The organism is Actinomadura darangshiensis (genome assembly GCF_004349235.1).
GTDB lineage: Bacteria > Actinomycetota > Actinomycetes > Streptosporangiales > Streptosporangiaceae > Spirillospora > Spirillospora darangshiensis.
Map to the genome: position 1 here is coordinate 25,589 of NZ_SMKY01000022.1, position 24,717 is coordinate 50,305.

General features: G+C 72.2%; 24 protein-coding genes. 14 read left to right on the top strand and 10 right to left on the bottom strand.

Features of this window, described 5'->3' with window-relative positions; translation table 11 throughout:
* Positions 1 to 32 precede the first annotated feature (32 nt).
* A complete protein-coding gene (locus tag E1293_RS07505) occupies positions 33 to 1,661 on the top strand; it encodes an HAL/PAL/TAL family ammonia-lyase (RefSeq protein WP_132195244.1) in 1,629 nt (542 codons plus the stop codon).
* A gap of 76 nt (positions 1,662 to 1,737) precedes the next feature.
* Here E1293_RS07505 and E1293_RS07510 read toward each other — a convergent pair whose 3' ends face one another.
* The 5 genes from E1293_RS07510 to E1293_RS07530 form a co-directional block, all read right to left on the bottom strand.
* Complete coding sequence (locus E1293_RS07510; RefSeq protein WP_165978119.1) at positions 1,738 to 2,841, bottom strand: acyltransferase domain-containing protein; 1,104 nt, start codon at positions 2,839 to 2,841, stop codon at positions 1,738 to 1,740.
* A 97-nt stretch (positions 2,842 to 2,938) separates the two neighbouring features.
* Positions 2,939 to 4,060, bottom strand: a complete 1,122-nt coding sequence (locus E1293_RS07515; RefSeq protein WP_132195248.1) for an inositol-3-phosphate synthase — start codon at positions 4,058 to 4,060, stop codon at positions 2,939 to 2,941.
* 2 nt (positions 4,061 to 4,062) lie between these two features.
* Positions 4,063 to 5,160, bottom strand: a complete 1,098-nt coding sequence (locus tag E1293_RS07520; RefSeq protein ID WP_132195250.1) for a DegT/DnrJ/EryC1/StrS family aminotransferase — start codon at positions 5,158 to 5,160, stop codon at positions 4,063 to 4,065.
* A 2-nt stretch (positions 5,161 to 5,162) separates the two neighbouring features.
* On the bottom strand, positions 5,163 to 5,429 hold the full coding sequence (locus E1293_RS07525) for an acyl carrier protein (protein WP_165978120.1): 267 nt from the start codon (positions 5,427 to 5,429) through the stop codon (positions 5,163 to 5,165).
* Positions 5,430 to 5,499: 70 nt separating this feature from the next.
* Positions 5,500 to 6,885, bottom strand: a complete 1,386-nt coding sequence (locus E1293_RS07530; RefSeq protein WP_165978121.1) for an MATE family efflux transporter — start codon at positions 6,883 to 6,885, stop codon at positions 5,500 to 5,502.
* A 175-nt stretch (positions 6,886 to 7,060) separates the two neighbouring features.
* Here E1293_RS07530 and E1293_RS07535 point away from each other — a divergent pair, with 175 nt between their 5' ends.
* The 11 genes from E1293_RS07535 to E1293_RS07585 all read left to right on the top strand — a co-directional run bounded on the left by E1293_RS07535 (position 7,061) and on the right by E1293_RS07585 (position 17,653).
* Positions 7,061 to 7,909, top strand: coding sequence for an inositol monophosphatase family protein (locus E1293_RS07535; RefSeq protein ID WP_243716082.1), 849 nt, complete (start codon positions 7,061 to 7,063; stop codon positions 7,907 to 7,909).
* A 151-nt stretch (positions 7,910 to 8,060) separates the two neighbouring features.
* On the top strand, positions 8,061 to 8,717 hold the full coding sequence (locus E1293_RS07540) for a response regulator transcription factor (protein WP_132195258.1): 657 nt from the start codon (positions 8,061 to 8,063) through the stop codon (positions 8,715 to 8,717).
* Positions 8,718 to 8,844: 127 nt separating this feature from the next.
* Entirely contained in the window at positions 8,845 to 9,885 is a 1,041-nt protein-coding gene (locus tag E1293_RS07545) for a type III polyketide synthase (RefSeq protein ID WP_132195260.1), read from the top strand.
* A 31-nt stretch (positions 9,886 to 9,916) separates the two neighbouring features.
* A complete protein-coding gene (locus E1293_RS07550) occupies positions 9,917 to 10,555 on the top strand; it encodes a sulfotransferase family protein (protein WP_132195262.1) in 639 nt (212 codons plus the stop codon).
* A 14-nt stretch (positions 10,556 to 10,569) separates the two neighbouring features.
* The gene (locus E1293_RS07555) at positions 10,570 to 11,319 is read left to right on the top strand and encodes a thioesterase II family protein (protein WP_132195264.1); all 750 of its coding nucleotides are present in this window, start codon (positions 10,570 to 10,572) and stop codon (positions 11,317 to 11,319) included.
* A 35-nt stretch (positions 11,320 to 11,354) separates the two neighbouring features.
* Positions 11,355 to 12,257 (top strand): sulfate adenylyltransferase subunit CysD, encoded by a 903-nt coding sequence (cysD, locus tag E1293_RS07560; RefSeq protein WP_132195266.1) that lies wholly within the window; start codon positions 11,355 to 11,357, stop codon positions 12,255 to 12,257.
* A complete protein-coding gene (locus E1293_RS07565; RefSeq protein WP_132195268.1) occupies positions 12,257 to 13,492 on the top strand; it encodes a sulfate adenylyltransferase subunit 1 in 1,236 nt (411 codons plus the stop codon). Before cysD ends, E1293_RS07565 begins: the two co-directional genes overlap by 1 nt.
* Before the next feature lie 138 nt (positions 13,493 to 13,630).
* On the top strand, positions 13,631 to 14,911 hold the full coding sequence (locus E1293_RS07570; RefSeq protein WP_132195270.1) for a DegT/DnrJ/EryC1/StrS family aminotransferase: 1,281 nt from the start codon (positions 13,631 to 13,633) through the stop codon (positions 14,909 to 14,911).
* Positions 14,912 to 14,953: 42 nt separating this feature from the next.
* Positions 14,954 to 16,015 carry a Gfo/Idh/MocA family protein gene (locus E1293_RS07575; RefSeq protein ID WP_132195272.1) on the top strand — a complete coding sequence of 354 codons (1,062 nt, stop codon included), beginning with the start codon at positions 14,954 to 14,956 and terminating at the stop codon, positions 16,013 to 16,015.
* Positions 16,012 to 17,076: a hypothetical protein gene (locus tag E1293_RS07580; protein ID WP_132195274.1), complete on the top strand. Its 1,065-nt coding sequence runs from the start codon at positions 16,012 to 16,014 to the stop codon at positions 17,074 to 17,076. The genes E1293_RS07575 and E1293_RS07580 overlap by 4 nt, the downstream gene beginning before the upstream one ends.
* Positions 17,069 to 17,653 carry a hypothetical protein gene (locus E1293_RS07585; protein WP_132195276.1) on the top strand — a complete coding sequence of 195 codons (585 nt, stop codon included), beginning with the start codon at positions 17,069 to 17,071 and terminating at the stop codon, positions 17,651 to 17,653. The genes E1293_RS07580 and E1293_RS07585 overlap by 8 nt, the downstream gene beginning before the upstream one ends.
* 63 nt (positions 17,654 to 17,716) lie before the next feature.
* Here E1293_RS07585 and E1293_RS07590 read toward each other — a convergent pair whose 3' ends face one another.
* Positions 17,717 to 19,054 (bottom strand): condensation domain-containing protein, encoded by a 1,338-nt coding sequence (locus E1293_RS07590; RefSeq protein ID WP_132195278.1) that lies wholly within the window; start codon positions 19,052 to 19,054, stop codon positions 17,717 to 17,719.
* Positions 19,051 to 20,451, bottom strand: a complete 1,401-nt coding sequence (locus tag E1293_RS07595) for an arylsulfotransferase family protein (protein WP_132195280.1) — start codon at positions 20,449 to 20,451, stop codon at positions 19,051 to 19,053. Before E1293_RS07595 ends, E1293_RS07590 begins: the two co-directional genes overlap by 4 nt.
* Before the next feature lie 224 nt (positions 20,452 to 20,675).
* Between E1293_RS07595 and E1293_RS07600 the strand changes: the two genes are divergently transcribed.
* Positions 20,676 to 21,380: an SDR family oxidoreductase gene (locus tag E1293_RS07600; RefSeq protein ID WP_132195282.1), complete on the top strand. Its 705-nt coding sequence runs from the start codon at positions 20,676 to 20,678 to the stop codon at positions 21,378 to 21,380.
* Between the two features lie 55 nt (positions 21,381 to 21,435).
* On the opposite strand, the gene E1293_RS07605 is transcribed toward E1293_RS07600, so the two are convergent.
* Positions 21,436 to 22,074 (bottom strand): O-methyltransferase, encoded by a 639-nt coding sequence (locus E1293_RS07605; RefSeq protein WP_132195284.1) that lies wholly within the window; start codon positions 22,072 to 22,074, stop codon positions 21,436 to 21,438.
* Between the two features lie 123 nt (positions 22,075 to 22,197).
* Between E1293_RS07605 and E1293_RS07610 the strand changes: the two genes are divergently transcribed.
* Positions 22,198 to 23,268 (top strand): glycosyltransferase family 2 protein, encoded by a 1,071-nt coding sequence (locus E1293_RS07610; protein ID WP_132195286.1) that lies wholly within the window; start codon positions 22,198 to 22,200, stop codon positions 23,266 to 23,268.
* 7 nt (positions 23,269 to 23,275) lie between these two features.
* Here the strand turns inward: E1293_RS07610 and E1293_RS07615 are convergent, their stop codons facing one another.
* Together E1293_RS07615 and E1293_RS07620 are read right to left on the bottom strand one after the other, a co-directional pair.
* Complete coding sequence (locus tag E1293_RS07615) at positions 23,276 to 24,214, bottom strand: ankyrin repeat domain-containing protein (protein WP_132195288.1); 939 nt, start codon at positions 24,212 to 24,214, stop codon at positions 23,276 to 23,278.
* A gap of 54 nt (positions 24,215 to 24,268) precedes the next feature.
* A complete protein-coding gene (locus E1293_RS07620; RefSeq protein ID WP_132195290.1) occupies positions 24,269 to 24,610 on the bottom strand; it encodes a VOC family protein in 342 nt (113 codons plus the stop codon).
* Positions 24,611 to 24,717 lie beyond the last annotated feature (107 nt).

Below are 24,717 nucleotides of genomic sequence, written 5' to 3' on the forward strand. Positions count from 1 at the left end.
CCTTATCGCCTGAATGAGAATGGGGAAGGCATATGGCGGACAGTTTCTCCGCGGAGCGACCCAGCCCGAACGATGCGCCGGACCTGCTGCTCGACGGCCACCGGCTGACCCTGGCGGAGACCGTCGCGGTCGCGCGCCGGCCGCGGCGGCCGCGCGTGGCGCTCGCCCCCGAAGCCGTCGACCAGATGGACGTCACCACCAAGGTCAAGCGGGAGCTCATCGCCGCCGGGCTGCCCATCTACGGGGTGACGGCGGGGTTCGGCGACAGCAACACCCGGCAGGTCAGCGAGGACAAGAGCGCGGCGCTGCAGGAGAACCTGCTGCGCTTCCTCGGCTGCGGCACCGGCCCGGACGCCGAGCCGGACGTCACCCGCGCGACCCTGGTCGTGCGGGCCAACTGCCTGGCCCGGGGCTACTCGGCCATCCGGCCGGAGGTGGTGGGGCTGCTGCTCGACTGCCTCAACCACGACATCCTGCCGATGATCCCGGAGCGCGGCTCGGTCGGCGCCAGCGGCGACCTCGTGCCGCTCAGCTATGTGGCGCGGATGCTGACCGGGGAGGGCGAGGTCCGGCACGCGGAGCGGATCCGGCCGGCCGCCGACGCGCTCGCCGACGCCGGGCTGACCCCGATCGCCCTGGAGGCGAAGGAGGGCCTGGCGCTGGTCAACGGAACCTCCTTCATGTCGGGCTTCGCCGTGCTGGCCGCCCACGACGCGACCGAGCTGGCGTTCGTGGCCGAGTTGTGCACCGCGCTGGCGAGCCAGGTGCTGAACGGCAATCCCGCCCACTTCGACGACTTCCTCTTCCGGCAGAAGCCGCACGAGGGCGTGCTCACCAGCGCGCGCACCGTCCGGGAGCTGCTGAGCGGGGACGAGCCGGACGCCGGCGCCCCGGGGGCGGACGAGACGTGGAACGGCGACGGCTACCGCCAGCTCGACCGTCCCATCCAGGACCGCTACTCGGTCCGCTGCTCCCCGCACGTCGTCGGGGCGCTGCGCGACACGCTCGAATGGGCGGAGCGGATGCTGGAGATCGAGGTCAACTCCTCCAACGACAACCCGCTCTTCCACCCGGACGGGACGGTCCTGAACGGCGGCAACTTCTACGGCGGGCACGTCGGCCAGACGATGGACTCGCTGAAGATCGCGGTGGCGAGCGTCGGGGACCTGCTCGACCGGCAGCTGGAGCTCGTCGTGGACGAGAAGTTCAACAACGGCCTCACGCCCAACCTCATCCCGCGGTTCGAGGGGGACAGCTGGGACGCCGGCCTGCACCACGGCTTCAAGGGGATGCAGCTCAGCGCGTCGTCGCTGGTGGCCGAGGCGCTGCGCTGGACGACCCCGGCGACCTCGTTCTCCCGGTCGACCGAGGCGCACAACCAGGACAAGGTGAGCATGGGCACGATCGCCGCGCGCGACGCCCGCTCGGTGGTGGGCCTGGTGCAGGAGGTCGCGGCGATCCACCTGCTCGCCCTCTGCCAGGCCGCCGACCTGCGGGGGCTGGAGTGCCTGAGCCCCGCGACGAGTGCGGCGCACACCGAGATCCGCAAGCTGTCGCCGTTCCTGGACGGCGACCGGCCGCTGCACGACGACATCCGCAAGGTCACCGAGGCCGTCCGCTCCGGTGAACTGCGCACGGCCGTCGCCGGGACCATCGGCTGATCCCCAGCCCGGCGCAGGACGCCCTCGATCTCACGCGAGATCGAGGGCGTCTTCCTGTCCGGGCGCCCGGTGGGGGTCAGCCTGCCGGGTCCACCCAGAAGGTCCGGCGCTGCCACGGCTCGGCGGGCAGCGGCACGGGCAGCCCGGCCGCCCGTACCCGCGTCCAGTCCGGTGTGCGGCCCGCCATGTACACGGAGCCGAGGGCCGCCAGCAGGGTCTCCGTGTCCGGCTTCCTGCGCACCAGGCTGGCGACGGCCCCCGCCGGGGCGCGGGCCGCCTTGACCGCGTCGCCGACCGCGGAGACCAGCAGCGGATGGGGGCTGATCTCGACGAACAGCGCCGGCTCGCCGCCGGCCAGGATCGAGCGCACGGCGGGCCCGAAACGCACCGGCCGCCGGACGTTCTCCATCCAGTACCCGCCGCCCAGTTCGGTGCCGTCGACCGGCCGGTCGAGAACGGTCGAGTGCATCGGGAGCCGCGCCGCTCCGGGGCCGATCTCCGCGAGCGCGGCCCGCAGGTCGTCCCGGATCGGCTCCACCTGCGGTCCGTGCGAGGCGTAGCCGACGCTGACCCGGCGGGTGAAGACCCCGCGTTCCCGCAGCGGCTCGACGACGCGCTCCAGCGCCTCCGGGTCACCGGACAGGACGGTGAAGCTGTCGCTGTTGAGGACGCCCGCGGCGACCCGGTCGGAGTAACCGCCGATCGCCTCCACGGCCGCCTCCTCCCCGAGCCCGACCGCCCACATCCCGCCGGTGGTGCCGAGGTCCCTCAGCAGCAGGCCGCGGCGGCACACGACCGCCGCCGCGTCGTCCACGCCCAGCGCGCCGGACACGGTGGCGGCCGCGATCTCGCCCATGCTGTGCCCGAGGAGCAGGTCCGGTTCGACGCCCCAGTCGAGCCAGGTGTCGGCGAGCGCGACCTGGAACGCCCACAGGGTCGGCTGGATCTCGTCAACGGCGGTCAGCGGCGCGTCGCTGTGCAGGCGGTCGACCGGCGACCAGCCGAGTTCGGCCTCGACGGCCTTGGCGCACCTGCCCAGCGACTCGGCGAACGGACGGCTCGACCGCATCAGGCCCCGGCCCATGCCCACCCACTGGGCGCCCTGGCCGGGGAAGACGAAGACCAGCCGGGCCGGGCCTTCGAGACGTTCGGTGATGGTGGCGGTTTCGGACTGGCGCATCGGTACTCCCATGGTCTGCCGGGAAACCGGACGGCCGGGCCGCTTGACACGCGACCCGGCCGTCCCCTCACTGCGTTGCGGTACTCAGGCGCCGTCCTCAGGCGATGCCGGACGTCCCCGTGCCCGACATCCAGGTGCCCAGCCGCTCGCGGGCGACCTGGTCGGACTCCTGCGCGACCGCGCGCGGCGGCGCCTTGAACAGCCACGCCGACACCCACTCGTCGACCGCGGTGTCGCCGCGGTCCATCGCGAGCTTGGCGATGCGGGCGGCGTCGATGACGACCCCGGCCGAGTTGGGCGAGTCCGGGACGGTCAGCTGGATCTCCATGTCGATCGGCGCGCCGCCGAAGCCGCGTCCCTCGCACCGGATGAACGCCTTCTTGGTGTCGCCGAGGAAGCGCACGTAGTCGGACGGGCCGATGTGGACGTCCTCGTCGGCCAGCTCACCGGAGTAGGCGTCGGTGACCGCCGAGGTCTTGGACTCCCGCTTGGACTCCAGCCGGTCGCGTTCGAGCATGTTGTAGAAGTCCATGTTGCCGCCGACGTTCAGCTGGTACGTGCGGTCCAGCCGGATGCCGCGGTCGGAGAACGCCCGGACGAGGACGCGGTGCAGGTAGGTCGCGCCCAGCTGCGACTTGATGTCGTCGCCGATCAGCGGCAGGCCCGCCGCCCGGAACCGCTCCCGCCACTCGTCCTTGCGGGCGATGAACACCGGCACGTTGTTGACGAACCCGACGCCCGCCTCCAGCGCGACGTCGGCCCACCACTCGGTGGCCTCCTGCGACCCGACCGGCAGGTAGTTGAGCAGCACGTCGACGCGGGCCGCCCGGATCTGCTCGATGACCGCCGCGCGCTCGTCGCCCGTGTCGGAGTCGGCCAGGGTGATGCGCTCCTGGTACTTGCGGCCGGCCCCGTCCAGCGTCGGTGCCCGCTGCACCCGCACGTCGGTGCCGATCGGCAGCAGGTCGCCCTGCGGGATGCCGACGTCCAGGTTCTGGCCGCTGGCCCGTGCCGTCCACAGGTCCTTGCCGACCTTCTCGACGTCGACGTCCCACGCCGCGACGGGGTCCAGAGCGCCGGCGCCGTACGGGCCGACCTTGGGGAACATCAGTCCGGCGGTCAGGTCGGGGGTGGCGCGGTAGTAGGCCGTCCCCTCCAGGAGGGCGCGGGCGCAGTTCCCCACGCCGATGATGCCGACCCGTACGAAATGAGTATCCATTGTCAGCTTCCTATGGTCGTTTCCAGGATGCGGCAGACCGTCTCCACCTCATCGTCGTTCCAGGTCATCGGCGGGCTCGCCTCGGTGCCGAGGCACAGCGTGCCCGCGGCCGCGGCGTCGGCCGCCGGTGCCTTCGGCCAGCCGAGGCCGCCGAAGGCCGGGTGGCGGTGCAGGGGCAGCCGGCCCCAGCGATGGGTCGGCACACCGGCCTCGGCCAGGTCCCGCTCCATCTCCGCCGTCCGGCGCTCGTCCAGGTCGGCGGGGCCGAACCGGACCTTGTGCCAGGCGGGCTCGGCCGTGTCCGGGGCGTGCTGCCGCCAGAGCCCGAGCCCGTCCAGCGCCTCGTGGAGCCTGCCGGTGACGGCCCCGGCGCGGGCGGCCCAGTGGTCCAGGCCGCCCAGCCGGTGCGCCACCATGGCCATCGACAGCTCGGTCGGGCGCCAGTTGTGCCCGCCCGGCCACACGACGCCGGCGTTGGAGCGCGACTCCCCGGCCGGCACCCCGTAGTCGCGCAGCTCGCGCAGCTTCCCCGCGAGGTCCGCGTCATCGGTGGTGATGGCGCCGCCGTCGGGGGCGGCGACGATCTTCGCCGAGGAGAACGACCAGGCGTGCGTGCCGGTCGCGCCGACGTGCCGTCCCGCGAGCGTGCTGCCGAGCGACTGGCACGCGTCGGTCAGCACGGCCCGTCCGGGGACGCTTTCGCGGCCCAGGTGGTGCGGGACCCCGTGCAGGTCGACGGCGAGGACGATGTCCGCCTCGGGGAAGTCGTCCACCATCGTCAGCGTGTCCGGCCGGACGTCGGTGAAGATCGGCCGGGCGCCGATGTGCGAGACCCCGGTGACCGTGCCCGCGAACGTCAGGGCGGGCACCGCGACGGGCGTGCCCCGGACGCAGCCCATGGCGTGCAGCGCGGCGTGCAGCGCCGAGGTGCAGCTGTTGAACGCCACGGCGTGCGGGGCGCCGGTGACCTTCTCCATCAGCCGCTCGACCTCGGCCGTCCACGGGCCGTCGGTCCACACCCGGGACAGGGCGACCTCGGTGAGCAGGGCGACCTCGGGCCCGGTGGGCGCGGTCGGCCAGCGTCGCTCGGCGAGCCGCATGCTCAGGCCTCGGCGGCGGTCTTGAGCAGGAAGCCGGCCAGGGCGTCGATGGTGGGGTGGTCCCAGGCCAGCGTCGGCTCCACGACCAGGCCCATCTCGTCCTCGATGTCGTCGCAGAGGGTCAGCGCGGCCATCGAGTCCAGCCCCTGCGCCTCGAAGGTCAGGTTGGGGTCGATCTTGGCCGCGTCCGTCTCCAGGTACTCGGCGATCCGCCCGATCAGCCACGTGCGCAGTTCCTCGTGGGAACCGGTCAATGTCGATCCCGACATGTGCACCTCCATACGTCTTTCCAGGTCGGTTCAGTGTCACCGTGCGGTCCGCGTCCGCGGGACCCCAGAGCTACCGCGCTTGTGCACTGCCTGGATGGGCATGCCTGCGTCGGTCCTGGCGGCCGAGGAAGACGAACGCGCTGATGACGACGACCAGGCCGCAGACGTTCATCGCGCTCATCGTCACGTACAGCGGCGTGGGCGAAGCGGCGCCGTGGACGGCGAGCGCGCCGATGCCGACCGTCCCGAGGACGTAGATGGCGTTGCCCGAGAGCGCGACGACGCCGCCGCCGGTCTGCTGGAGCGCCATGACCGAGGTGTAGACGAGCCCGAGCGTGAGGTAGCTCGGCCCGACGATGGCGAAGTAGCCGCCGATCTCCTCGACGATCCGGGGGTTCCCCGTGGCGAGGTGCCCGATCGAGTCGCGCAGCAGCCACAGCACCGGGACGAGGACGCAGTAGACGATCAGCGTCACCTGCAGCCCGGAGGCCAGCACCGAGGTGAGCCGCCGCCGGCCGCCCACGCCGCGCTGCTGGTTCATCAGGATCGCCGACGCGGAGCCGATCACGAAGCCGGGCATCAGGACCAGGTTCTGTATCGTGCCCGCCGTGGTGAACCCGGCGCGCACGTCCGCGCCGAACGGCTCCAGCATCAGCAGGAACGCGAAGTTCATGCCGAACATCACCGTGGTGGACAGGCTCACCGGCAGTCCGGTCCGCAGCAGGTGGCCGAGCACCTCCGGCCGCCACAGCCCGCCCGGCGGCGGGTGCAGCAGGCCGGCGCGCAGCAGCAGAATGTGCCCGGTGAGGCCGGAGACGCCACCGGCGATGATCGTCGCCAGCGGGACCGCGACGAGGCCCATGTCGGTGCCGAGCCCGAACCCGGCCAGCCCGCCCACCTCGACCACGTTGCAGACCAGCATGACCGCCGACCCCTGGCTCGCGCGCTTCGTGCCGCGCAGCGTGGACGCGCACAGCACCGGCCAGATCAGCGCGAGGTTGGCCACCGACATCCAGCGCAGGAACAGCACGAAGGGGCCCCGGACGTCCGGCCCGGCGCCGAGGACGTCGGCGAGCGCCGGGGCCGCCATGCTCAGCACCCCGGCGAGCACCACCCCGGCCGAGACCCACACGCCTCCCAGGCTCAGCATCGCCGACACCTGGTCCTTCTCGCCGCGGCCCGCGCGCAGTGCCGTCAGCGACTGGTTGCTGATGTCGAAGGCGGTCTGCACCGCGAAGAAGAGGAGGAACAGCGGCGTGTAGAGCGCGCGGACGTGGATCGCCTCGTCGCTCATCCAGCCCATGATGGCGACGATCGAGATCGGGACCAGGACCGAGAGCAGCTGCGCGAACGCCATCGGCGCCGCCATGCCGGCGATCTGCCACGGCCTCGACACCAGCCCCTCGCGGCCGTGCCGCTTGTGCCGGGGCCGGTACTCCTTCCGCACCTGTTCCATGGTCAGGAGGGTCGTGCGCCGCGGCGGGCGCCCACCAGCCACGGCCGACCGGATCTTCCCCCTGCGTGAGTGCCCTGCACGATCGCCCTGCACCGACGGCGTGCCCGTTCGGGCGATGCACGCGAAGGGGTCGCGGGACGCACGGCGCTGTGCTGACGATGGCGCTGTGACGACGATGGGGACGGCGCTGGACGAGGCCGAGGTCGAGGGCATGATGCGGGCCGCGGAGCGGGCCGCGGAGCGTGCGGGGCGCTACCTGGTGGGGTGCCTTGAGGAGGGGACGGAGTCGCTGGCCAAGCCCGGCACGCACGAGCACGACGTGGTGACCGAGGCCGACCTCGCCGCCGAGGAGATGATCAGGAGCGAGCTGGACGCGGCGGCCCCGGGCGCGCTCTTCGTCGGAGAGGAGGGCGCCGGCGGGGGCGCCGCGCCGCGGGACCCCGACGCGGAGGCCGCCGAAGCCGAGGTGTGCTGGTTCGTCGACCCGATCGACGGCACGCACAACTTCTCGCGGGGCGTCCCGCTGTTCTGCGTCTCGATCGGGCTGAGCGTGCGCGGCGAGCCGGCCGGGGGGTGCGTGTACGAGCCGGCGAGGGACGAGCTCTACACCGCGGCCGGCGGCCGGCTGCGCCGCAATGGCCGGCCCGTCCGGGCGCTGCCGCCGGCGCGGGCGGTACCGATGGTGCTGTCCGATGTGCCCCGTCCGGGCGTCGTCCCGGACCCGGCCGAAATGGCGCTCTTCACGGAGCTGATGGGCGCGGCCGACGTCCGGCGGATCGGGTCGGCGGCGCTCGCCCTGGCCTACGTCGCCACGGGCCGCGCCGAGCTCGCCGTCGCCGCCGACGTGTTCGCCTGGGACGTCGCCGCGGGCCGTGCCCTGGTCACCGCGTCGGGCGGGACGTTCGTCGCGGTCCCGGGCGAGCCCTCGGCCGTCCGTCCGGGCGGGTTCGTCGCCTGGCGGCCGGAACTCGCCGACCTCGGTGCCGGGACTGTGACGTCACTGACCCGGTGTGAAGTTCGCTGATTTGGTCTCTTTTTCTGTCCTCTGTCGGGAAGACGACAGAGACCTGGCGTACCCATGCCGCCAGCGATTTGGATGACTGACGTCCGCCGAATGGGCGCACCATCCGTACCGCGCTGCCGGGAACGGCAGGTTGAGGAGGCCGGGAAACGACATGACCGAGGACACGATGACCGGGGGCCTTAGCGTCGTGATCTACGTGAAGAACGTAGTCGTCGGGCAGGGGCTGGAAGCCGTCCTGCGCATGCTCCCCCGCGTCCGATCGATCCGGCACTGCACGACGCGGCAGGCCGCCGAGGCGGCCGTCTCCGAGGGGGACGCCGACATCATCGTCGTGACCAGCGCGGAGAGCTCCGCCGCCACGGAGCTGACCGGTTCGCTGCCGCGCACGAGGGTGCTGCTGCTGCTCGACGAGTTCGAGGCGTCCGGCGCGAGCCTGCTCGGCGCCATGACCGCCGACGGGTTCCTGATCCAGCAGGACCTGACCGCCGCGGACCTGGGCGAGGCCCTGGACCGCATGATGACCGGCGAGATGCCGATGCCCGCCCGGGTGGGCCGGGAGCTGCTGGCCCGCGCCGGGTCGCCGGTGCCGAGCAGCCCGTCGCGGTCGGCGATCCTGACGCCGCGGGAGAACGAGACCCTGGCCCTGCTCGCCGAGGGCTACAGCAACAAGCAGATCGCGCGCCGGCTGTCGATCTCCGACCACGGCGCCAAGCGGCTGGTCACCAGCGTCATGCTGAAGCTCGGCGCGCCCAACCGCACCGCGGCCGTCGTGATCGCCATCAAGCAGGGCATGATCACCGCCGCCTGACCCGCCCGTCGCTCCCATGTCGGACGCCCCGGATCTCGCACGTGCCCCGGGGCGCCCGATCGGGCGGCCGCTCGTGCGTCCATCGGAGCCTTATCCGCCGCGCGGCGCCGCGGCCACCCTGGTCGGCATGTCCACTGCACGGATCAGCGGCGTCGCGTTCGCGTCGCCTCCACAGGTCAAGATGGAGGAGTTCGCCGCACTCTTCGCCGGGGACCCCGGCGGGGAGCACGTCGCCGAGGTCGTCCGCAACTCCGCCATCGACTCCAAGGGAATGGCGGTCAACCCGTTCGCCGACGACCCGCGCGGCTGGGGCACCGGCCGGCGGATGGACGTGAGCCTGGCCGAGGCGCGGGCCCTCGGTCGCGAGGTGATCGGGCGGGCGCTCGACCGCGAGGGCCTGCGGCCGGACGAGGTCGGGCTGCTGGTCACCTCCACCACCACCACGCACTCCGCACCGGGACTGGACGCGCTCGTCCACGAGACGGGCATGGCGCCCGGCACCGAGTTCCTGTCGATCGGCCCGATGGGCTGCTACGGCGCCCTCCCCGCGCTGGCCGCCTGCCGCAACTGGGTCGAGGTGCACGGCCGCCCGGCGGTGCTGCTCTGCGTGGACCTGTTCTCCCCGCACCTTCAGCCGCCGCCCTACGACAAGGAGGCGGCCGTGGTGCTCACGCTGTTCGGCGACGGCGCCACCGCCGTCGTCATGCGGCCCGCCGAGGACGGCCGCCCCGGCCTGGACGTGGTCGACACGCGGATGCTCTACGCGCCCGAGTTCGCCGACGACCTGCAGGTCCACATCGGCGACCGGGGGATCCGCATCCGCCTCGCGCCCACGATGCCCGACGTGACCGCGTCGAGCGTGGCGATCCCGACCGACGAACTGCTCGCCCGCAACGGCCTCGGCCGCGACGACGTCCGCTGGTGGGCGCTGCACCCGGGCGGGCGCCGCATCATCGACCGGGTCTCGGCGGAACTCGACCTGCCCGAGGACTCGGTCGCGGTGGCGCGCACGGTGATGCGCGAGTACGGCAACACCGCCGCGCCGGCCGTCCTCGACGTCCTCGGGCGCCTTCAGGCTTCCCGGCCGCTCGCCTCCGGCGAGCACGGCGTCGCCATGGCCTTCGGGCCCGGCGCGACCATCTGGACCGTCCTCCTGCGCGGCGCCTGAACCCACACCACCTCTTGCAAAGGAGAGCCCCATGCTCGAAGTCATCGGCGCCGGATTCGGCCGCACCGGTACGAAGTCGCTGCAGGCGGCGATCGAACGCCTCGGATTCGGCCCCTGCCACCACATGCTCGGGATGTTCGAGAAGCCGGAGGAGATCCCGGCGTGGCGGCAGGCCGCGCAGGGCCGGCCCGTCGACTGGGACGAGATCTACAAGGGCTACCGGTCGAGCGTGGACTTCCCGGGGGCGGTGTTCTGGCGCGAGCTCGTCGCCCACTTCCCGGAGGCCAAGGTCGTCCTCACCGTCCGGGACCCGGAGCGGTGGTACAAGAGCGCGTACAACACCATCTACAGCGCCGCGGTGGACGACACCCCGACCCCCTCGCCCGTCATGGCCCAGATGCGGACGATGTCGCAAGAGGTGGTCTGGGACGGCCTGTTCGAGGGGCGCTTCGGCGACGCCGACCACGCGCGGAAGATCTTCGACGAGCACATCGCGGCCGTCCGCCGGGAGGTGCCGGCCGACCGGCTGCTGGTGTTCGAGGTCGCCCAGGGGTGGGAGCCGCTGTGCGCCTTCCTCGGCGTCCCGGTGCCGGACGAGCCGTTCCCCCGGCTCAACGACCAGGAGGAGTTCGGCGAGCTGCTGGCCGAGCACGGCCCGGCGTCGGTCTGACGGGCGGCCCCGCGATGGCGAGCCCCGAGACCGGGGGAGGCTGGTTCCGGCGGTTCCACGAGGCCGCCGAGGACGCGCCGAGCCTGCTCTGCTTCCACCACGCCGGCGGGTCGGCGGGCGCCTACCACGGGCTGTCGGCGGCGCTGCGCCCGGCGGCCGGGCTGATCGCCGTCCAGTACCCCGGCCGGCAGGACCGGCGCCACGAACCGGTGCTCGACGATCTGGACAAGCTGGCCGACCTGGCCGCCGCCCAGGTCGCCGGGCTGGTGGAGCGGTCGGGGCGGACGCCCGCCTTCTTCGGCCACAGCATGGGGGCGGTCGTCGCCTACGAAGTGGCCCGGCGGCTGGACGCCCCGCCCCCGATCCTGTTCGCGTCCGGGTGGCGGGCGCCGTCGTGCGAAGGGGAGCGGCGCACGCACCCGATGAGCGACCAGGAGCTGCTGGACGACGTCGCGAGGCTCGGTGGCACCGACGCGAGGCTGGTGCGGAGCCGGGCGTTCACCCGGATGATCCTGCCGGTGCTCCGCGGCGACTTCATGGCGATCGGCACCTACGCCTACCGCCCGGGGCCGCCGCTGACGTGCCCGATCGTGGTGCTCGCCGGCGACGACGACCCCATGACGCCGGTCGAGACCGTCCAGGACTGGCACCTGCACACGACCGCCGGACGCGACGACGTCCACGTCCTCCCCGGCGGCCACTTCTTCCTCGACGACCACCGCGAGCGGATCGCCGAGATCCTGCTCGGCCGGCTGGCGCCCTGAAGCCGGTCCCACTCATCACGGAAGGCCCGACGAACATGCTGACGTTGTCCCAGCTCGATGTGCTGGAAGCCGAGGCGATCCACATCATCCGGGAGGTGGCGGCCGAGTTCGAACGGCCGGTGCTGCTGTTCTCCGGAGGCAAGGACAGCATCGTGATGCTGCGCCTGGCCGAGCGCGCGTTCCGGCCGGCGCCGATCCCGTTCCCCGTGATGCACGTCGACACCGGGCACAACTTCCCGGAGGTCATCGAGTGCCGCGACCGCCTGGTCGCCGAACTCGGCGTGCGCCTGGTGGTGGCCTCGGTGCAGGACTCGATCGACGCGGGCCGGGTGGTGGAGGAGACCGGGCGGCGGGCCTCGCGGAACCGGCTGCAGACGACCACCCTGCTGGACGCGATCGAGGAGCACGGCTTCGACGCCGCGTTCGGGGGCGCCCGCCGGGACGAGGAGAAGGCGCGGGCCAAGGAGCGGATGGTCTCGTTCCGGGACGAGTTCGGGCAGTGGGACCCGAAGAACCAGCGGCCGGAGCTGTGGAACCTGTTCAACACCCGGATCCGGCGCGGCGAGCACGTCCGGGTCTTCCCGCTGTCGAACTGGACCGAGCTGGACGTGTGGGACTACGTCCGGCGCGCCGAGCTTGAGCTGCCGAGCATCTACTACGCGCACACCCGGCGGGTGTTCGAGCGGGACGGGATGCTGCTCGCCGACATCTCGCACGCGCGCCGGGGCGAGGACGAGCCGGCGTACGAGGCCACCGTCCGGTACCGCACGGTCGGCGACGCGTCCTGCACGGGGGCGGTGGAGTCGGCCGCGGCCACCCCGGACGCGGTGATCGAGGAGATCGCGGCGACGCGGATCACCGAGCGCGGCCAGACCCGCGCCGACGACCGCACCAGCGAGGCCGCGATGGAGGACCGCAAGAAAGAGGGCTACTTCTGATGGACATGCTGCGGTTCGCCACCGCCGGGTCGGTGGACGACGGCAAGTCGACGCTGATCGGCCGGCTGCTGTTCGACTCCAAGTCGATCTTCGAGGACCAGCTCGCGGCCGTGGAGCGCACCAGCGCGGCCCGCGGTGAGGAGTTCACCAACCTGGCGCTGCTGACCGACGGCCTGCGGGCCGAGCGGGAGCAGGGCATCACCATCGACGTCGCGTACCGGTACTTCGCCACGCCGCGCCGCAAGTTCATCATCGCCGACACCCCGGGGCACATCCAGTACACCCGCAACATGGTGACCGGCGCGTCCACCGCCGACCTGGCGATCATCCTGGTGGACGCCCGCAAGGGCATCCTGGAGCAGTCGCGGCGGCACGCGTTCCTGGCGACGCTGCTGCGCGTCCCGCACCTGGTCGTGGCGATCAACAAGATGGACCTGGTCGACTACGACGAGGCCGTCTACGAGCGGATCGTCGCCGAGTTCACGGAGTTCGCCGCCGGGCTGGACGCCGCCGACCTGACGTTCATCCCGATCTCGGCGCTGCACGGCGACAACGTCATCGAGCGGTCGCCGAACATGCCGTGGTACGAGGGGCCGTCGCTGCTGCACTTGCTGGAGCACGTCCACATCGCGTCCGACCGCAACCTGGTCGACGTGCGGTTCCCGGTCCAGTACGTCATCCGGGACGAGGGGCGCGGCTACGCGGGGCAGATCGCGGGCGGCGTGCTCAGGCCGGGCGACGAGGTGGTGCACCTGCCGTCCGGGTCGGCCACCACCGTCGAGCGCATCGACGGCCCGGCCGGGCCCGTCGAGGAGGCGTTCGCGCCGATGTCGGTGGCGCTGCGCCTCGCGGGCGACATCGACATCTCGCGCGGCGACCTGATCGCCCGGCCGGGCGACCGGCCGCGAGCCGTCCAGGACGTCGACGCGACGGTCTGCTGGATGGCGCCGGGACGGACGCTGACGGCCGGCTCGAAGCTGCTGGTCAAGCACACCACCCGCACCGCCTCCGCCGAGGTGGCGGACCTGGCGTACCGGCTGGACGTCAACACCCTGCGCCGCGACGAGACGGCCACCGAACTGGGGCTCAACGAGATCGGCCGGGTGTCGCTGCGCGCCGACCGGCCCCTCTTCGTCGACGACTACGCCCGCAACCGCCGCACCGGCGGGTTCATCCTCGTCGACGCGGAGACCGCCGAGACCGTCGCCGCCGGAATGATCTCGCCCAACGGCTGAGCGGGCGGCTCGCGACGCCTGGGCGCGCACGCCCGGTGCGGCCATTCGTGCGCCCACCAGAGCGACCGCCCGGGGATTACTCCGCGCGCCGGGCCGATTCATCATTGCAGTTGTCTCCCGGAAGTCAGGTGATATCCCATGAATGAAGCGGTACGGAATCGCACAAAAGACCTCGCGGCTTACGGTGGCGCCCGGACGCGCACCACTCCCTGGCCTGCCTGGCCGAAGCTGGACGAGGAGACCGAGCGCATCGCGCTCAGCGCGCTGCGCAGCGGACGCTGGGCCATCAGCGAAATGCACAATGGCGAAGAGCTTTACGAGCGGCGCTTCGCGCAGGCGTTCGCGAAATACCACGGCGTGGACCATTGCATCCCGACCACCAGCGGCACGAGCGCGCTGACGATCGCCTTCGAGGGGCTCGGCCTGAGCCGCGGCTCGGAGGTGCTGGTGCCCGGCCTCACCTGGGTGGCCTGCGCCTCGGCGGTGGCGGGCGCCGGGCTCGTCCCGGTCCTGGTCGACGTCGACCCGGACTCGCTGTGCATGTCCCCGGCGGCGGCCGCCGCGGCGGTGACGCCGAAGACCGAGGCGATCCTGCTGGTGCACTACGCGTGCAGCACCGCCGACCTGGACGCGTTCACCGAGCTGTCGCGCCGGCACGGCCTGGCCCTGATCGAGGACTGCGCGCAGGCGCACGGCGCCGAGTACCGGGGCCGCCCGGTCGGGACGATCGGCGCGGTCGGGACCTTCAGCATGCAGGAGTCGAAGGTGCTGACCTGCGGCGAGGGCGGCGCGTCCATCACGGGCGACCCGGTGCTCGCCGGGCTCATGGAGCAGTACCGCGCCGACGGCCGGGTCTACACCGAGAACCCGGCGCTGGGCGACCCCAACCTGCGGGACCTCGGCGACGTGCAGGGCCGGAACCTGTGCCTGTCGGAGATCCAGGCCGCGGTGCTGCTGGGCCGCCTGCGGCACCTGGACGCCGAGAACGAGCAGCGCCGCCAGACCGCCGCGCTCCTCGACGACCTCCTCACCGAGATCGACTCGTTCTCGCCCGTCCCGCTGCAGGAGGGGAACACGCGGCGCACGTACTACCGCTACTGCATCCGTGTCGACGACGGGGTCTCCCCGGAGGAGGTCGCGGCGATGCAGGACGAGCTCAGCCACGAGCTCGGCGTCACCTGCGAGCCGCTGCACGACCCGCTGAACGACTGCACGCTGTACAACCCGCTCGGGTCGCCGCAGAAGTACGACGCCGAGATGCTGAAGCGGCTGGACCCGCGGCAGTTCGAGCTGCCCGCCTCGCTCGCGGCCCGGAACCAGTTCATCACGCTGCCGCATTTCCTCCTCCTCGGCGACTACACGGACTTCTGCGACATCCGCGACTCGCTCCAGAAGATCGCCGCTGCCCACGGGCTCTGACCCGAACCCGCGGAAGAACTCACGAAAGGTGAAGGCCAGGCCATGCAAAGGCGCCTGACGGTCGACGTCGTCGGTTGCGGGGAGATCGCGCAGATCATGCATCTGCCGCATCTCCTCGAACTCTCGGACGTGTGCGGCATCCGCGCGATCTGCGAGCGGGACCCGGAAGTGCTGAAAGGGGTGGCGGAGCGCTTCGGCGTCAATTCCACCTTCACCGACTACCGCGAAATGCTGGCGACCGCCCCGGCGGACGTCCTGGTCGTCCTCACGTCGGGCGACCACGCGGCCATCATCCGCGACGCGCTGGACGCGGGAATGCACGTCTTCGTCGAGAAGCCGCTGTGCTACTCGGCCGAGGACGCCCGCGACATCGCACGCCGGGCGGAGGAGGCCGGCCGGACCGTCATGGTCGGCTACAGCCGCCTGTTCGACTCGGCGTTCGAGGACCTGAAGGCGGCGCTGGACCGCGAGTCCGGCCCGGTGTACCTGCGCGCCGAGGCCGCGCTGCCCATGGACTACTACTACCGGGCGCACCACGACGTCGTCCGGCCGCTGGACTTCACGCCCCCGGACCGGGCGCCGGAGTGGGGCGGGTCCTGGGACCACCTCTTCGAGGAGGTCCTGAACAACCTGGTCATCCACGAGATCTACTGCCTGCGCGTCCTCACCGGCATCGCCAGGCCCGAGATCCTCACCGCCTCCGACATCCTGGACCGCCGCGGCATCGAGGCCACCTGGCGCGGCGGCGACCGGCACGTCAGCATGGGCGTGATGACGCTCGACACCGTCGCGGGAGGCTACGTCGAGGAGTTCCGGGCGGTGACGGGCACGCAGACCCACGTCCTGGAGTACCCCTCGATCTACCTGAAGAGCTGGCCCGCCAAGCTGACGCGGTCCCGGCTCGAAGGCGGCTCGCTGGTGAGCTCGGAGACCCTCGGCTCGTTCGTCGACCCGTTCAAGGCCGAGCTCGACCACTTCTTCGACGTCCTGACCAAGGGCGTCCCCTGCGTCAGCGGTGCGGCGGACGCCGTCGACGACGTGGAGACGCTCAACCGGCTGTTCGCCGCGGCGAAGGCGGCCGGGGAGCGCACCGGCCACCCATGATCGACATCAGCGCGGCCATCATGCACCACCCGCGGCGCGCGGAGCGGATCCCCGCCCTGGTGCGGGCGTGCGCTCCGCTCGCCCCGGCGGTCGTCGCCGACCCCGAGCCGGACGGCCGGCCGAGCCCGCTGCGCACGGCCAAGCGGGCGTGGGCGGCGATCGCGCCCGGCGCGACGCACCACATGGTGCTGCAGGACGACGTCCGGCTGGTGCCCGGTTTCGCGGAGCAGCTGCACCGCGCGGTCAGCGGGCGCCCGGACCACGGCGTCTCGCTGTTCTGCCTCTGGCACACCCCGCACAACTCGTACCTGGTGCGGCGGGCGGCGGTCGCGGGCGCGGCCTACGCCCCGCTGTCGCCCTACGAGTGGACGCCGACGCAGGCGTTCGTCCTGCCGGTGGAGCAGGCGCGCGCGCTGGCCGACCACCTCGCCGGCATCCCCGACGAGGTCCAGGACGACGACGAGATGATCGTGATCTTCTGCCGGGAGCAGGGGATCCCGGTCGTGACGACGGTTCCGCACCTGCTGGACAGCGGCCACGAGCGGTCGCTCGTCGAAGGCCACAGCGACGGGCTCCGCGCCACGGTCTACACGCCCGGCACGCCGTGGCCCGCCGACGGCGCGGCGGGCCCGGACCTGCCGCCGGGCGCCTGCGCCGTGGAGCTGTTCGACTCGGTCTGCTCGATCCGCATGATCTACGGCGATCCCGTCGAGCACCAGTTCCCGTGGTACTGGTACGACGCGTGCCCGCTGATGGGGTTCGACCCGGAGGCGGTGCTCGACGCGGGCGCGGCCCACCTGTCCGGGCTCCCCGCCGGACTGGCCCGCACGATGTCGGAAGTGTGGGCGGCCGCCTACCTGCTCGGCGCGGACGTCGCGCGGCTCGTCCCGGGGCTGCCCGGCTCCGGCACGCTGACGCGGGTGGCGCTGGAATCGTGGATCGACCAAGGACTCTCCACACGGGACCGCGAGGCCGCGGGTCCGCTGCGGGACGACTGCGTACGGCTGGCGATGGCGGCCGTGCGGCAGGCCCTGAGCGATCGGAGGCTCGCCCATGCCTGAGCCGGTGGTTGCGGCGGTGCGGGCGATGGCGCGGCGGGAGGCCGCCGCGGCGCTCCTGCCCGCCCCCCGGGTGGAGTTCGGCGCGGAGGGGCCGTCCGTGCGGGTGAACCTCGTGGCGTGCCCGGTCTGCGGTGCGCCCGAGCAGACGCGGGCCTGGGCGCCGCCCTTCAAGGACGCGGCGGGCCCGGACCGGTCCGCCCCGGTACTGCACATGCTCGCCTGCGAGATGCTCACGATCCGCGCGGTGCTGCCCATCGTGGTCGCGGCGGTGCGCTCGCCCGGCCTCGCCGGCGCCCAGTTCAACACGCGGGCGCTCACCTGGCTGGAGGTGTCGCACCTCCAGCTGGAGAAGGCGCTGGAGGCGGTGGACACGGCCGAGGCCAACGGCCGCACGCTGGCGGCGTCGACCCGTCCGTACCGTCCCGCCGAGGTCGGTTGGACGGGGCTCCGGCGCGACCTCGTGCCCTCGTTCCTGTCGCCGCACGCAGACGTGCCGGACTCGCTGGAACGCCTGTACGCGGAGACGCGCGGCGCCGGGATCGTCGCGAACTACCAGCGGATATGTGAGACGAGCTGAGCAAGGAAAAAGCCTGCGGGCCGGCCGAGGGGAAGTGGCCGGCCCGCAGGCTTTGTGCGTGGGCTATCCGCCGAGGAGATCGGTCTGATCGGTCAGCAGCTTCTCGATCGCGAACAGGAACGTCTTGATGTCGGGCGGGGGGACGCGCGTCGTGTCCGTCATCAGGCTGAGGCGCACCGCCTCGGGGTCGCCGATCACGTCGTGCGCCTCGAAGAAGAACGCGACGCTCGCCCGCTCCAGGTGCTGCTCCCAGCCGAACGTCGTCTCGTCCGTCCGGGCACTGGGGGCGGCCTCGGTTCCCGGCGCCCCCTTGCCGTCGCGCGTGGCCGTCCACATGTCGTTGAAGTAGACGTCCAGCTCGACTCCGGCATCGGCGACGAGTTTCGCGACGATGTCGGGGTCGTACCGGCCGTGCCGCATGGCCTCCAGCGACGACAGCCGGGCGGCGCGGACGATGTCCTCGAACCGGTCGCCGCCCAGCTCCACGGCCGCGGCGACCTCCTGGCTGAGCGACCCGACCGCGTTGCGCAGTTCGGGCCGCCCCCGGTTGCCGACGACCATCCGCACCAGGCAGTGGTCCCGCCCGGTGTAGTCGCCGAGTAGCGAAGCGACCGCCGCCAGCAGCACATGGGAAGTGCTGACCTGGTGATGGGCGGCCAGCCGTTCGAGGGCCGCCGGCGTCGCACGCGAGGTCAGGCCGCCGCACCAGTAGCGCGGCGACATCGCGGAATGGCGGGCCTCGGGGAAGCACGCCGGCGGCGCGCCGTCCAGGACGCGCCGCCAGTGGCCGAGCGACCGCCGCAGGATGCGCTCACCCGCCGCCGACCGTTCGAGCTCGGCCAGCTCGGCGGGCTGCGGCCCCGGCGGGCTCACCGGCTCCCGGCCGTCGAGCCCGCGCACCAGGTCGTCGAACAGCAGCCTGCCGCCGAACAGGTCGGCCGTCAGATGCGGCATGCCGAGCACGACGACCCGGGCCTCCCCGTCCACCGCACCGATCCGGGCCCGGAACGGCAGGTCCTTGCCGAGATCGTACGGCTCGGCCTGGAACTCGCCGAGCCACTCCCCGGCGGCGGCCGCGAGCTCGTCGTGGCCGCCCTCCAGCGCCCGCACCTCGACCTCGAACTCGCCGCTTCCGACGACCTCCTGGACGAGCCGCCCGTCCTCGGACGGGTGGTACCGGGTGCGCAGCGACTCGTGCCGTTCGACCAGGCCGCGGAGGCCCTCCAGTACCTGGTCCGGCGTGTGGCCGGGAGGGAGGTAGCCGCCGCCGATCATGTTGCCGTGCGCCGGATCCCCCTCCCGCAGCATCTCGCGCCACATGTCGAGCTGGCCCCACGTGCACGGGTGCTCGCCTTCGCGCGCGCCCGCGAACCGGACGGCACGGTGGACGGTCGAGGTCATGTTCCGGCCGGCTCGACCGGGGACGCGTCCATCACCTTGCCGTCCGCGTCGAGGGCCTCGACCTGCACGAACCGCGCACCGAGGGCGGCGGGCAGCTTGATGGCGGTGTCCAGGCCGTCCCAGCCGACGGTGTCGACGGGGGCGAGGTCGCCTTCGGCCGGGCCCGCGAGCAGCCGCCACTGGGCCACGCCGGTGGCGCCGTTCCAGAAGGCGTGCACGCTCTCGCCGTCCACGATCGCCTTCGGCGGCGTGGCCGGGCGGCCCTCCCACTCGAACCGGAACGCGCGGTAGGTCGTCCAGCCCGGCCCGGACGGCGTCGTGGCCTCGAAGACCAGCTCGCCGTCGGGGGAGAACTCCGAGACCCGCGCGGCGCGCCCCCACCCGACGACGACGTTGCCGTTCGGCAGCTCCTGGGCGTTGCCCTCCGCGATCGACGACAGGTGCTCGGGGTGGAACAGCGACTTGACGTGCGTCGCGACGCGCTTCTCGGGGTCGACGCGGATCCAGGTGATCCGCGACTCGTAGCCCTCGAAGTAGTCGTTCGCTCCGTTGTCGAAGATGCGGTAGACGTTGTCGCCCACCGGCTGCCCGTCGTGCTGCCAGTTGCAGCGGACGCCCACGTCCATCGCGAACGTGCTGCGGCCGCTGCCGAGCCGCCACATGATCTCGCCGGTGCGGCGGTCGAGCTTGTAGAGCGCCGAGTTGCTCCGGGCGGTGATCACCAGGTTGTCGTCGGAATCGATGCCGATGGCGTTCACGTGCAGGTGGTCGTACGGCATGTCGCCGGCGACCACCACGGGCATGTCGCTCTCCTCCAGCGGGACGCTCGCGAGGCCGCTCCAGTGCAGCAGCACCTCGCCCGTCTCGACGTCGATCTCCTCGATGACGCTGTCCAGCGCGATGGCGTCCGTGGCGCCGCCGATGGGCGACAGGTCGTGCGGCTTGGTCTGGTAGCTGACGATCAGCGCCGTGCCCTGCTCGGTGAGCAGGAGGTCGTGCAGGTCGACCGGCTGGCCGCCGCCCGCGTTGACGACGGCGATGATCTCGTAGTTGCGGTCGGCGATGTACCCCTTGCCGACGCCGACGCCCGTGTTGGTCGCGGTGCCCTGCCACCAGGTGATCACCGGCTCGCCCTTGTACCGCTGCACCCGGACGTTGGTGGCGTACTGGCCCTCGGGCACCGGGTGCATCCACACCAGGCGGCCCTCGTCGTCGACGATCTGCGGCCCGTGCGGTGCGCCCGGGTCCAGGATGGACTGCGGCGTGAGGAACAGGTGACCGGGGCCGCGGCCTGCGCGCGCCACGGTCACGTTGATCTTCGGAATGTCCGCGTAGCGCGGCATGTCCGCGGTGTCGGGCCCGATCGGCTCCGCAGCGGTCGGCACCGTGCCTCCCATGTGTGTCTCCTCATCCGGGCGGTCGTGCCCACGGTTGGACGGACGTCCATCATCGGAAGGCCCCGGCCGCGCCGGTAAGCCTCCGATTGACGCACGACCGGCCGCAGGAACGCCCCTGCCCAAGAGGGCAGGTCGAGAAGGCGATCGTCAGGGGGTCGACCGCCGGGCCCGGCTTCGCCGAGTCTCTGGTCGTTGCAGCAGAGACCAAGCGAATGAGGAGTCCCATGCCACGTTCCGTTCTGGTCACCGGAGGCGCCCGCGGGCTCGGGCTGGAGATCGCCCGGATGTTCGCGGCGGCCGGCGACGCGGTGGCCGTCACCTACCGCAAGGGCGAGGTGCCCGACGGCCTGCTCGGCGTCCGGTGCGACGTCACGGAGGAGAAGGAGGTGGCGGCGGCGCTCGCGGAGGTCCGGGAGGCGCACGGCCCGGTCGAGGTCCTGGTGTCCAACGCCGGGATCATCGACATCGGCCTCCTGCCCCGGGTGCGGGAGGAGGACTTCTACCGGGTCCTGGACACCAACCTGGGCGGCGCGTTCCGGGTGGCCAAGGCCGTCAGCCGCGACATGATCAGGATGCGCCGCGGCCGGATGATCTTCATCTCCTCGGTGGCCGGGTTCAAGGGCACCGCCGGCCAGACCGGCTACGCCGCCAGCAAGGCCGGCCTCATCGGGTTCTCCCGCTCGCTCGCGCGGGAGGTGGCCAAGCGGGGCATCACGGTGAACGTCGTCGCCCCCGGCCTGCTCGACACCGACATGACCACCGACGTCCCGCAGAGCGCCCGCGACCAGATCCTCGCCGAGGTGCCGCTCGGCCGGACGGCGCGGCTGGAGGAGGTGGCCGCCACCGCGGTCTGGCTCGCCTCCGACCTCGCCGGCGCCGTCACCGGCGCGGTGATCCCGGTCGACGGGGGCGGCAGCATGGGCTACTGACCGGCGGACCTCCCGCCCGGACCGGACACCACCGGCCGGGCGGTTCCGCCTTCGCTCAGCGCTTGCGCACGACCATGGCGCCGTCACCGGCGGCGAACAGGATCGAGTCGACCCGCTCGTCCCGGGTGACGGCGTCGTTCAGCTCGCGCACCGCCACGACGTCCGCGGACTGGTTCGCCTCGTCCACCACATGCCCGCCGCGCAGCGCGTCCCCGAGGATGATGACGCCGCCGGGACGGAGCCGGGGGAGCAGCTCCTCGTAGTAGGCGTGGTGGTTGGCCTTGTCGGCGCCGATGTACCCGAGGTCGATGTCGGCGTCCGCGGGAAGCGTCTTCAGCGTCTCCATCGCGGGCGCGATGCGCAGCTCGATCCGGTCGGCGACGCCGGCCTTCTCCCAGTACTTGTGCGCCATCGCGCTCCACTGGGCGTTGATCTCGCAGGCCAGCAGGTGCCCGTCCGCGGGCAGCCCCTGGGCGATGCACAGGGACGTGTACCCGGTGAACACGCCGACCCCGACGACCTTCTTCGCGCCGATCACGCGGGTGAGCATGGTCAGCAGCGCGCCCTCGTAGTGGGACGACTGCATGTCCGGCGCGGTCGCCCGCGTCTCGGCCTCCAGTTCGCTGAGCACGCTGTCGGGCGGGGCGCAGTGCGACAGCAGGTATTCGCGGATCGCTGGATGCGTGATGTCCATGCTCGGACGCTAACGGCCCGGGCCGGGCCCGCCCATCGGCGATCAGGCGCACCATCGGGTGCCCATAGGCGCGTCCATCGGGGGATTACGAGAGGGGCGCTGCCCACCGCAGCATGGTCGGACATGAAGGTAGCGGCGACCCAGGGGCTCCCCTTCGGCGACGGCCCCGAGCCCGGCATCCTCGACGTGCCGGCCTATCTGCTGGACGCGGCCATGGCCCGCGCCCGCCGGCGCAACCCCGCGGCGACGCCGTGGTGGCGGAGGTACGTCCGCACCTGGCAGACCTTCTCGCCGCGAGAGGCCGTCCCGGGCCCGACCCCGCTGGTCTACGGCCTGACCATGGCGTGGAACGAGGACGACGTCATCTACGCCACCGTGCGGAACCTCTTCCTCCAGGGCGCCGACGAGGTCTTCGTGATCGACGACGCGTCCGACGACGACACGGTGGCCGAGGCCGTGTCGGCGGGCGGCACCGTGATCCGCGACGTCAGCGACGGCACGTTCGACGAGCGCCGCCGCAGCGCACGGATCTCGCAGCTCATCGACCAGCGGACGGAGGCCGCGGGACGCCCGGTGTGGTGGGTCGTCGTCGACGCCGACGAGTTCCCCCGCGGCCCTGGCGGCTCGACGATCCGCGACCTCGCCCACGCGCTGCCGCCATGGGTGGACACGGTGGGAAGCCGGGTGCTCGAACACTATCCGAGCAGGTCGTCCGCGCCCGAGCGCAGGCACCACCCTCTCGACGAGCTGCAGAACGCCCGCTGGCACAGCAACCCGTCCTGCCCGGCCGGTCACTGGAAGCACCAGATGCTCCTCATGCGCGCCCCCGGAGAACTCCAGTTCATGCCGGGCCGGCACGCGATCGCCGCCCCGTCCGGCAGGAGGCCCGTGGCCGAAAGCGAGGCGTCGCTGCTCATGCACCATTTCCCGCTGCGCGGCCGGGAATGGACCGAACGGAAGTTCCGGCTCGCCGCCTCCGACACCGGCCGCTACACCATGAGCTCCGACGAGTTCATCAAGAAGCGGCTGGACCACCGCCTCCGCATGCTCGACCTCGCCTACGACGAGCAGTACCACCTGCTGCCCAACATGTTCCCCGGCGAACCCAAGCAGGGCGTCCGGCTAAGCGACTGGCGCGACCTGGTGCCCACCGCGGAACAAGAGACCCCCCACAAGCCCGGCGCGCCCCTCTGACCGCGCATCACTCGCGGGCGGTGTCCAGCCGTACCCACGCGTCGGGACGTTCCAGGCAGTCGACGGACTCGGGGTGCAGCCCCGCGTAGACCAGGCAGTGGACGAGCGCGTTGCCGTCCGAGGCGAAGGCGGCCAGCACGTCGCGGCCGCTGGAGTCGGAGTCGGGATCGAAGCCGGGGTGCAGATCCCTCGCGACCTCGTGCCCGTCCTCGGCGATGCAGCCCTGGTTGCCGCTCTTGGGGTTGGCGTACATGCCGTACCCGAACGTCCCCGCGGTGACGGGCGCCACCAGGCGCGTGGCCCGGTACCCCCATGGCTGGGTGATCACACAGCCGCCGGGCACGCCGGTGACGCCGACGACGTCCAGGTCATCGCAGATGTCCAGGTCATGCCAGGGGGCGTCGTCCTCGACCAGGACCTCACTTACGCTCAGACGCTGTAGCACCTCGACGGCCGTCAACCCGGCCACGCAAGCCACCGAGAACCCGTCGTAGACGATCTCGGAGAACACCTCGGCCAGATCCGCCCCCGAATCGGCCAGCGCCTCCTCTTCCTCCGTGAGCTTCTGCCCGTCGGGAACCTCGAACAGCTCCTCAAATGGACCAGCCAGGCTGAGCCGCCCCGGTGACCAGCCGTTCATCATCGACCGCCAAGGGTCCGCGCCCAGTTCGGCAAGCACCAGAGCATTGTCGTCACGGTGGTGGTAGACGGCGTTCCACAGGGCACTACGCCCCTGGCAGAGGGCGTCGACGTCACCGGCACGGGCGGCCAGTTCGCGCACCAGCCCCGGCGACCCCTCCTGCGCAGCCGCGTGCAGCGGCGTCGAGTACCCCCAAAGCTCTGCGAGCGGGTCGGCCCCACCTTCCAACCGCCGCCGGAACGCCGCCAGATCGGCGAAGTCACCATGCCCGATGCCGGCCCAGCCGGCCCCTTGATCAACCGTCATGACGCCATTCCACCGCAATCGCGTCCATCGGGTGGTGCCGACGATCGATTTGCGTCAGCCGGGCCCGCCGCCGAAGCCGATCTCGTTGCCTTCCGCGTCCTTGTAGGTCACCTTGGTCACCCCGTTGCCGTAGTCCTCGCGCTTTGCGGGCTCGATGCCCCGCTCGGAGATCGCTGCGACCCGTTCGTCGAGGTCGTCCACGAACGACAGCACCAGAGCGTGCCCCGCCCGCTCAGGATCCTGGACGATGTAGACGTACCGATGCTCGGCGACCTCCCACACCGCCTCGATGTCGTTCGGCAGAAACGACGGCTCCGCCCCGAAGAACCGCACGTACCAGGGCAACGCGGCCGAGTAGTCGCTGACGGCGATACCGGCGAAGAGATCGAGCATCATCCCATCCTCACTGTCCGATCGACCCAGCACCGATACCGACCGCCCGGCCCCCCAAAACTCATCGCCCGGACAACGCTCAGACACCGACCATTTCGGGTGGCCGGCCC

Excerpts from the sequence above, each read along its gene's own strand:
- E1293_RS07510 (WP_165978119.1), bottom strand. The coding sequence starts at position 2,841 with ATGCGCCAGTCCGAAACCGCCACCATCACCGAACGTCTCGAAGGCCCG.
- E1293_RS07615 (WP_132195288.1), bottom strand. The coding sequence starts at position 24,214 with ATGACGGTTGATCAAGGGGCCGGCTGGGCCGGCATCGGGCATGGTGAC.
- E1293_RS07605 (WP_132195284.1), bottom strand. The coding sequence starts at position 22,074 with ATGGACATCACGCATCCAGCGATCCGCGAATACCTGCTGTCGCACTGC.
- E1293_RS07515 (WP_132195248.1), bottom strand. The coding sequence starts at position 4,060 with ATGGATACTCATTTCGTACGGGTCGGCATCATCGGCGTGGGGAACTGC.
- E1293_RS07585 (WP_132195276.1), top strand. The coding sequence starts at position 17,069 with ATGCCTGAGCCGGTGGTTGCGGCGGTGCGGGCGATGGCGCGGCGGGAG.
- E1293_RS07590 (WP_132195278.1), bottom strand. The coding sequence starts at position 19,054 with ATGACCTCGACCGTCCACCGTGCCGTCCGGTTCGCGGGCGCGCGCGAA.
- E1293_RS07600 (WP_132195282.1), top strand. The coding sequence starts at position 20,676 with ATGCCACGTTCCGTTCTGGTCACCGGAGGCGCCCGCGGGCTCGGGCTG.
- E1293_RS07610 (WP_132195286.1), top strand. The coding sequence starts at position 22,198 with ATGAAGGTAGCGGCGACCCAGGGGCTCCCCTTCGGCGACGGCCCCGAG.
- E1293_RS07570 (WP_132195270.1), top strand. The coding sequence starts at position 13,631 with ATGAATGAAGCGGTACGGAATCGCACAAAAGACCTCGCGGCTTACGGT.
- E1293_RS07555 (WP_132195264.1), top strand. The coding sequence starts at position 10,570 with ATGGCGAGCCCCGAGACCGGGGGAGGCTGGTTCCGGCGGTTCCACGAG.
- E1293_RS07580 (WP_132195274.1), top strand. The coding sequence starts at position 16,012 with ATGATCGACATCAGCGCGGCCATCATGCACCACCCGCGGCGCGCGGAG.
- E1293_RS07535 (WP_243716082.1), top strand. The coding sequence starts at position 7,061 with ATGGGGACGGCGCTGGACGAGGCCGAGGTCGAGGGCATGATGCGGGCC.
- E1293_RS07525 (WP_165978120.1), bottom strand. The coding sequence starts at position 5,429 with ATGTCGGGATCGACATTGACCGGTTCCCACGAGGAACTGCGCACGTGG.
- E1293_RS07545 (WP_132195260.1), top strand. The coding sequence starts at position 8,845 with ATGTCCACTGCACGGATCAGCGGCGTCGCGTTCGCGTCGCCTCCACAG.
- E1293_RS07520 (WP_132195250.1), bottom strand. The coding sequence starts at position 5,160 with ATGCGGCTCGCCGAGCGACGCTGGCCGACCGCGCCCACCGGGCCCGAG.
- E1293_RS07595 (WP_132195280.1), bottom strand. The coding sequence starts at position 20,451 with ATGGGAGGCACGGTGCCGACCGCTGCGGAGCCGATCGGGCCCGACACC.
- E1293_RS07565 (WP_132195268.1), top strand. The coding sequence starts at position 12,257 with ATGGACATGCTGCGGTTCGCCACCGCCGGGTCGGTGGACGACGGCAAG.
- E1293_RS07530 (WP_165978121.1), bottom strand. The coding sequence starts at position 6,885 with ATGGAACAGGTGCGGAAGGAGTACCGGCCCCGGCACAAGCGGCACGGC.
- E1293_RS07550 (WP_132195262.1), top strand. The coding sequence starts at position 9,917 with ATGCTCGAAGTCATCGGCGCCGGATTCGGCCGCACCGGTACGAAGTCG.
- cysD (WP_132195266.1), top strand. The coding sequence starts at position 11,355 with ATGCTGACGTTGTCCCAGCTCGATGTGCTGGAAGCCGAGGCGATCCAC.
- E1293_RS07620 (WP_132195290.1), bottom strand. The coding sequence starts at position 24,610 with ATGATGCTCGATCTCTTCGCCGGTATCGCCGTCAGCGACTACTCGGCC.
- E1293_RS07505 (WP_132195244.1), top strand. The coding sequence starts at position 33 with ATGGCGGACAGTTTCTCCGCGGAGCGACCCAGCCCGAACGATGCGCCG.
- E1293_RS07540 (WP_132195258.1), top strand. The coding sequence starts at position 8,061 with ATGACCGAGGACACGATGACCGGGGGCCTTAGCGTCGTGATCTACGTG.
- E1293_RS07575 (WP_132195272.1), top strand. The coding sequence starts at position 14,954 with ATGCAAAGGCGCCTGACGGTCGACGTCGTCGGTTGCGGGGAGATCGCG.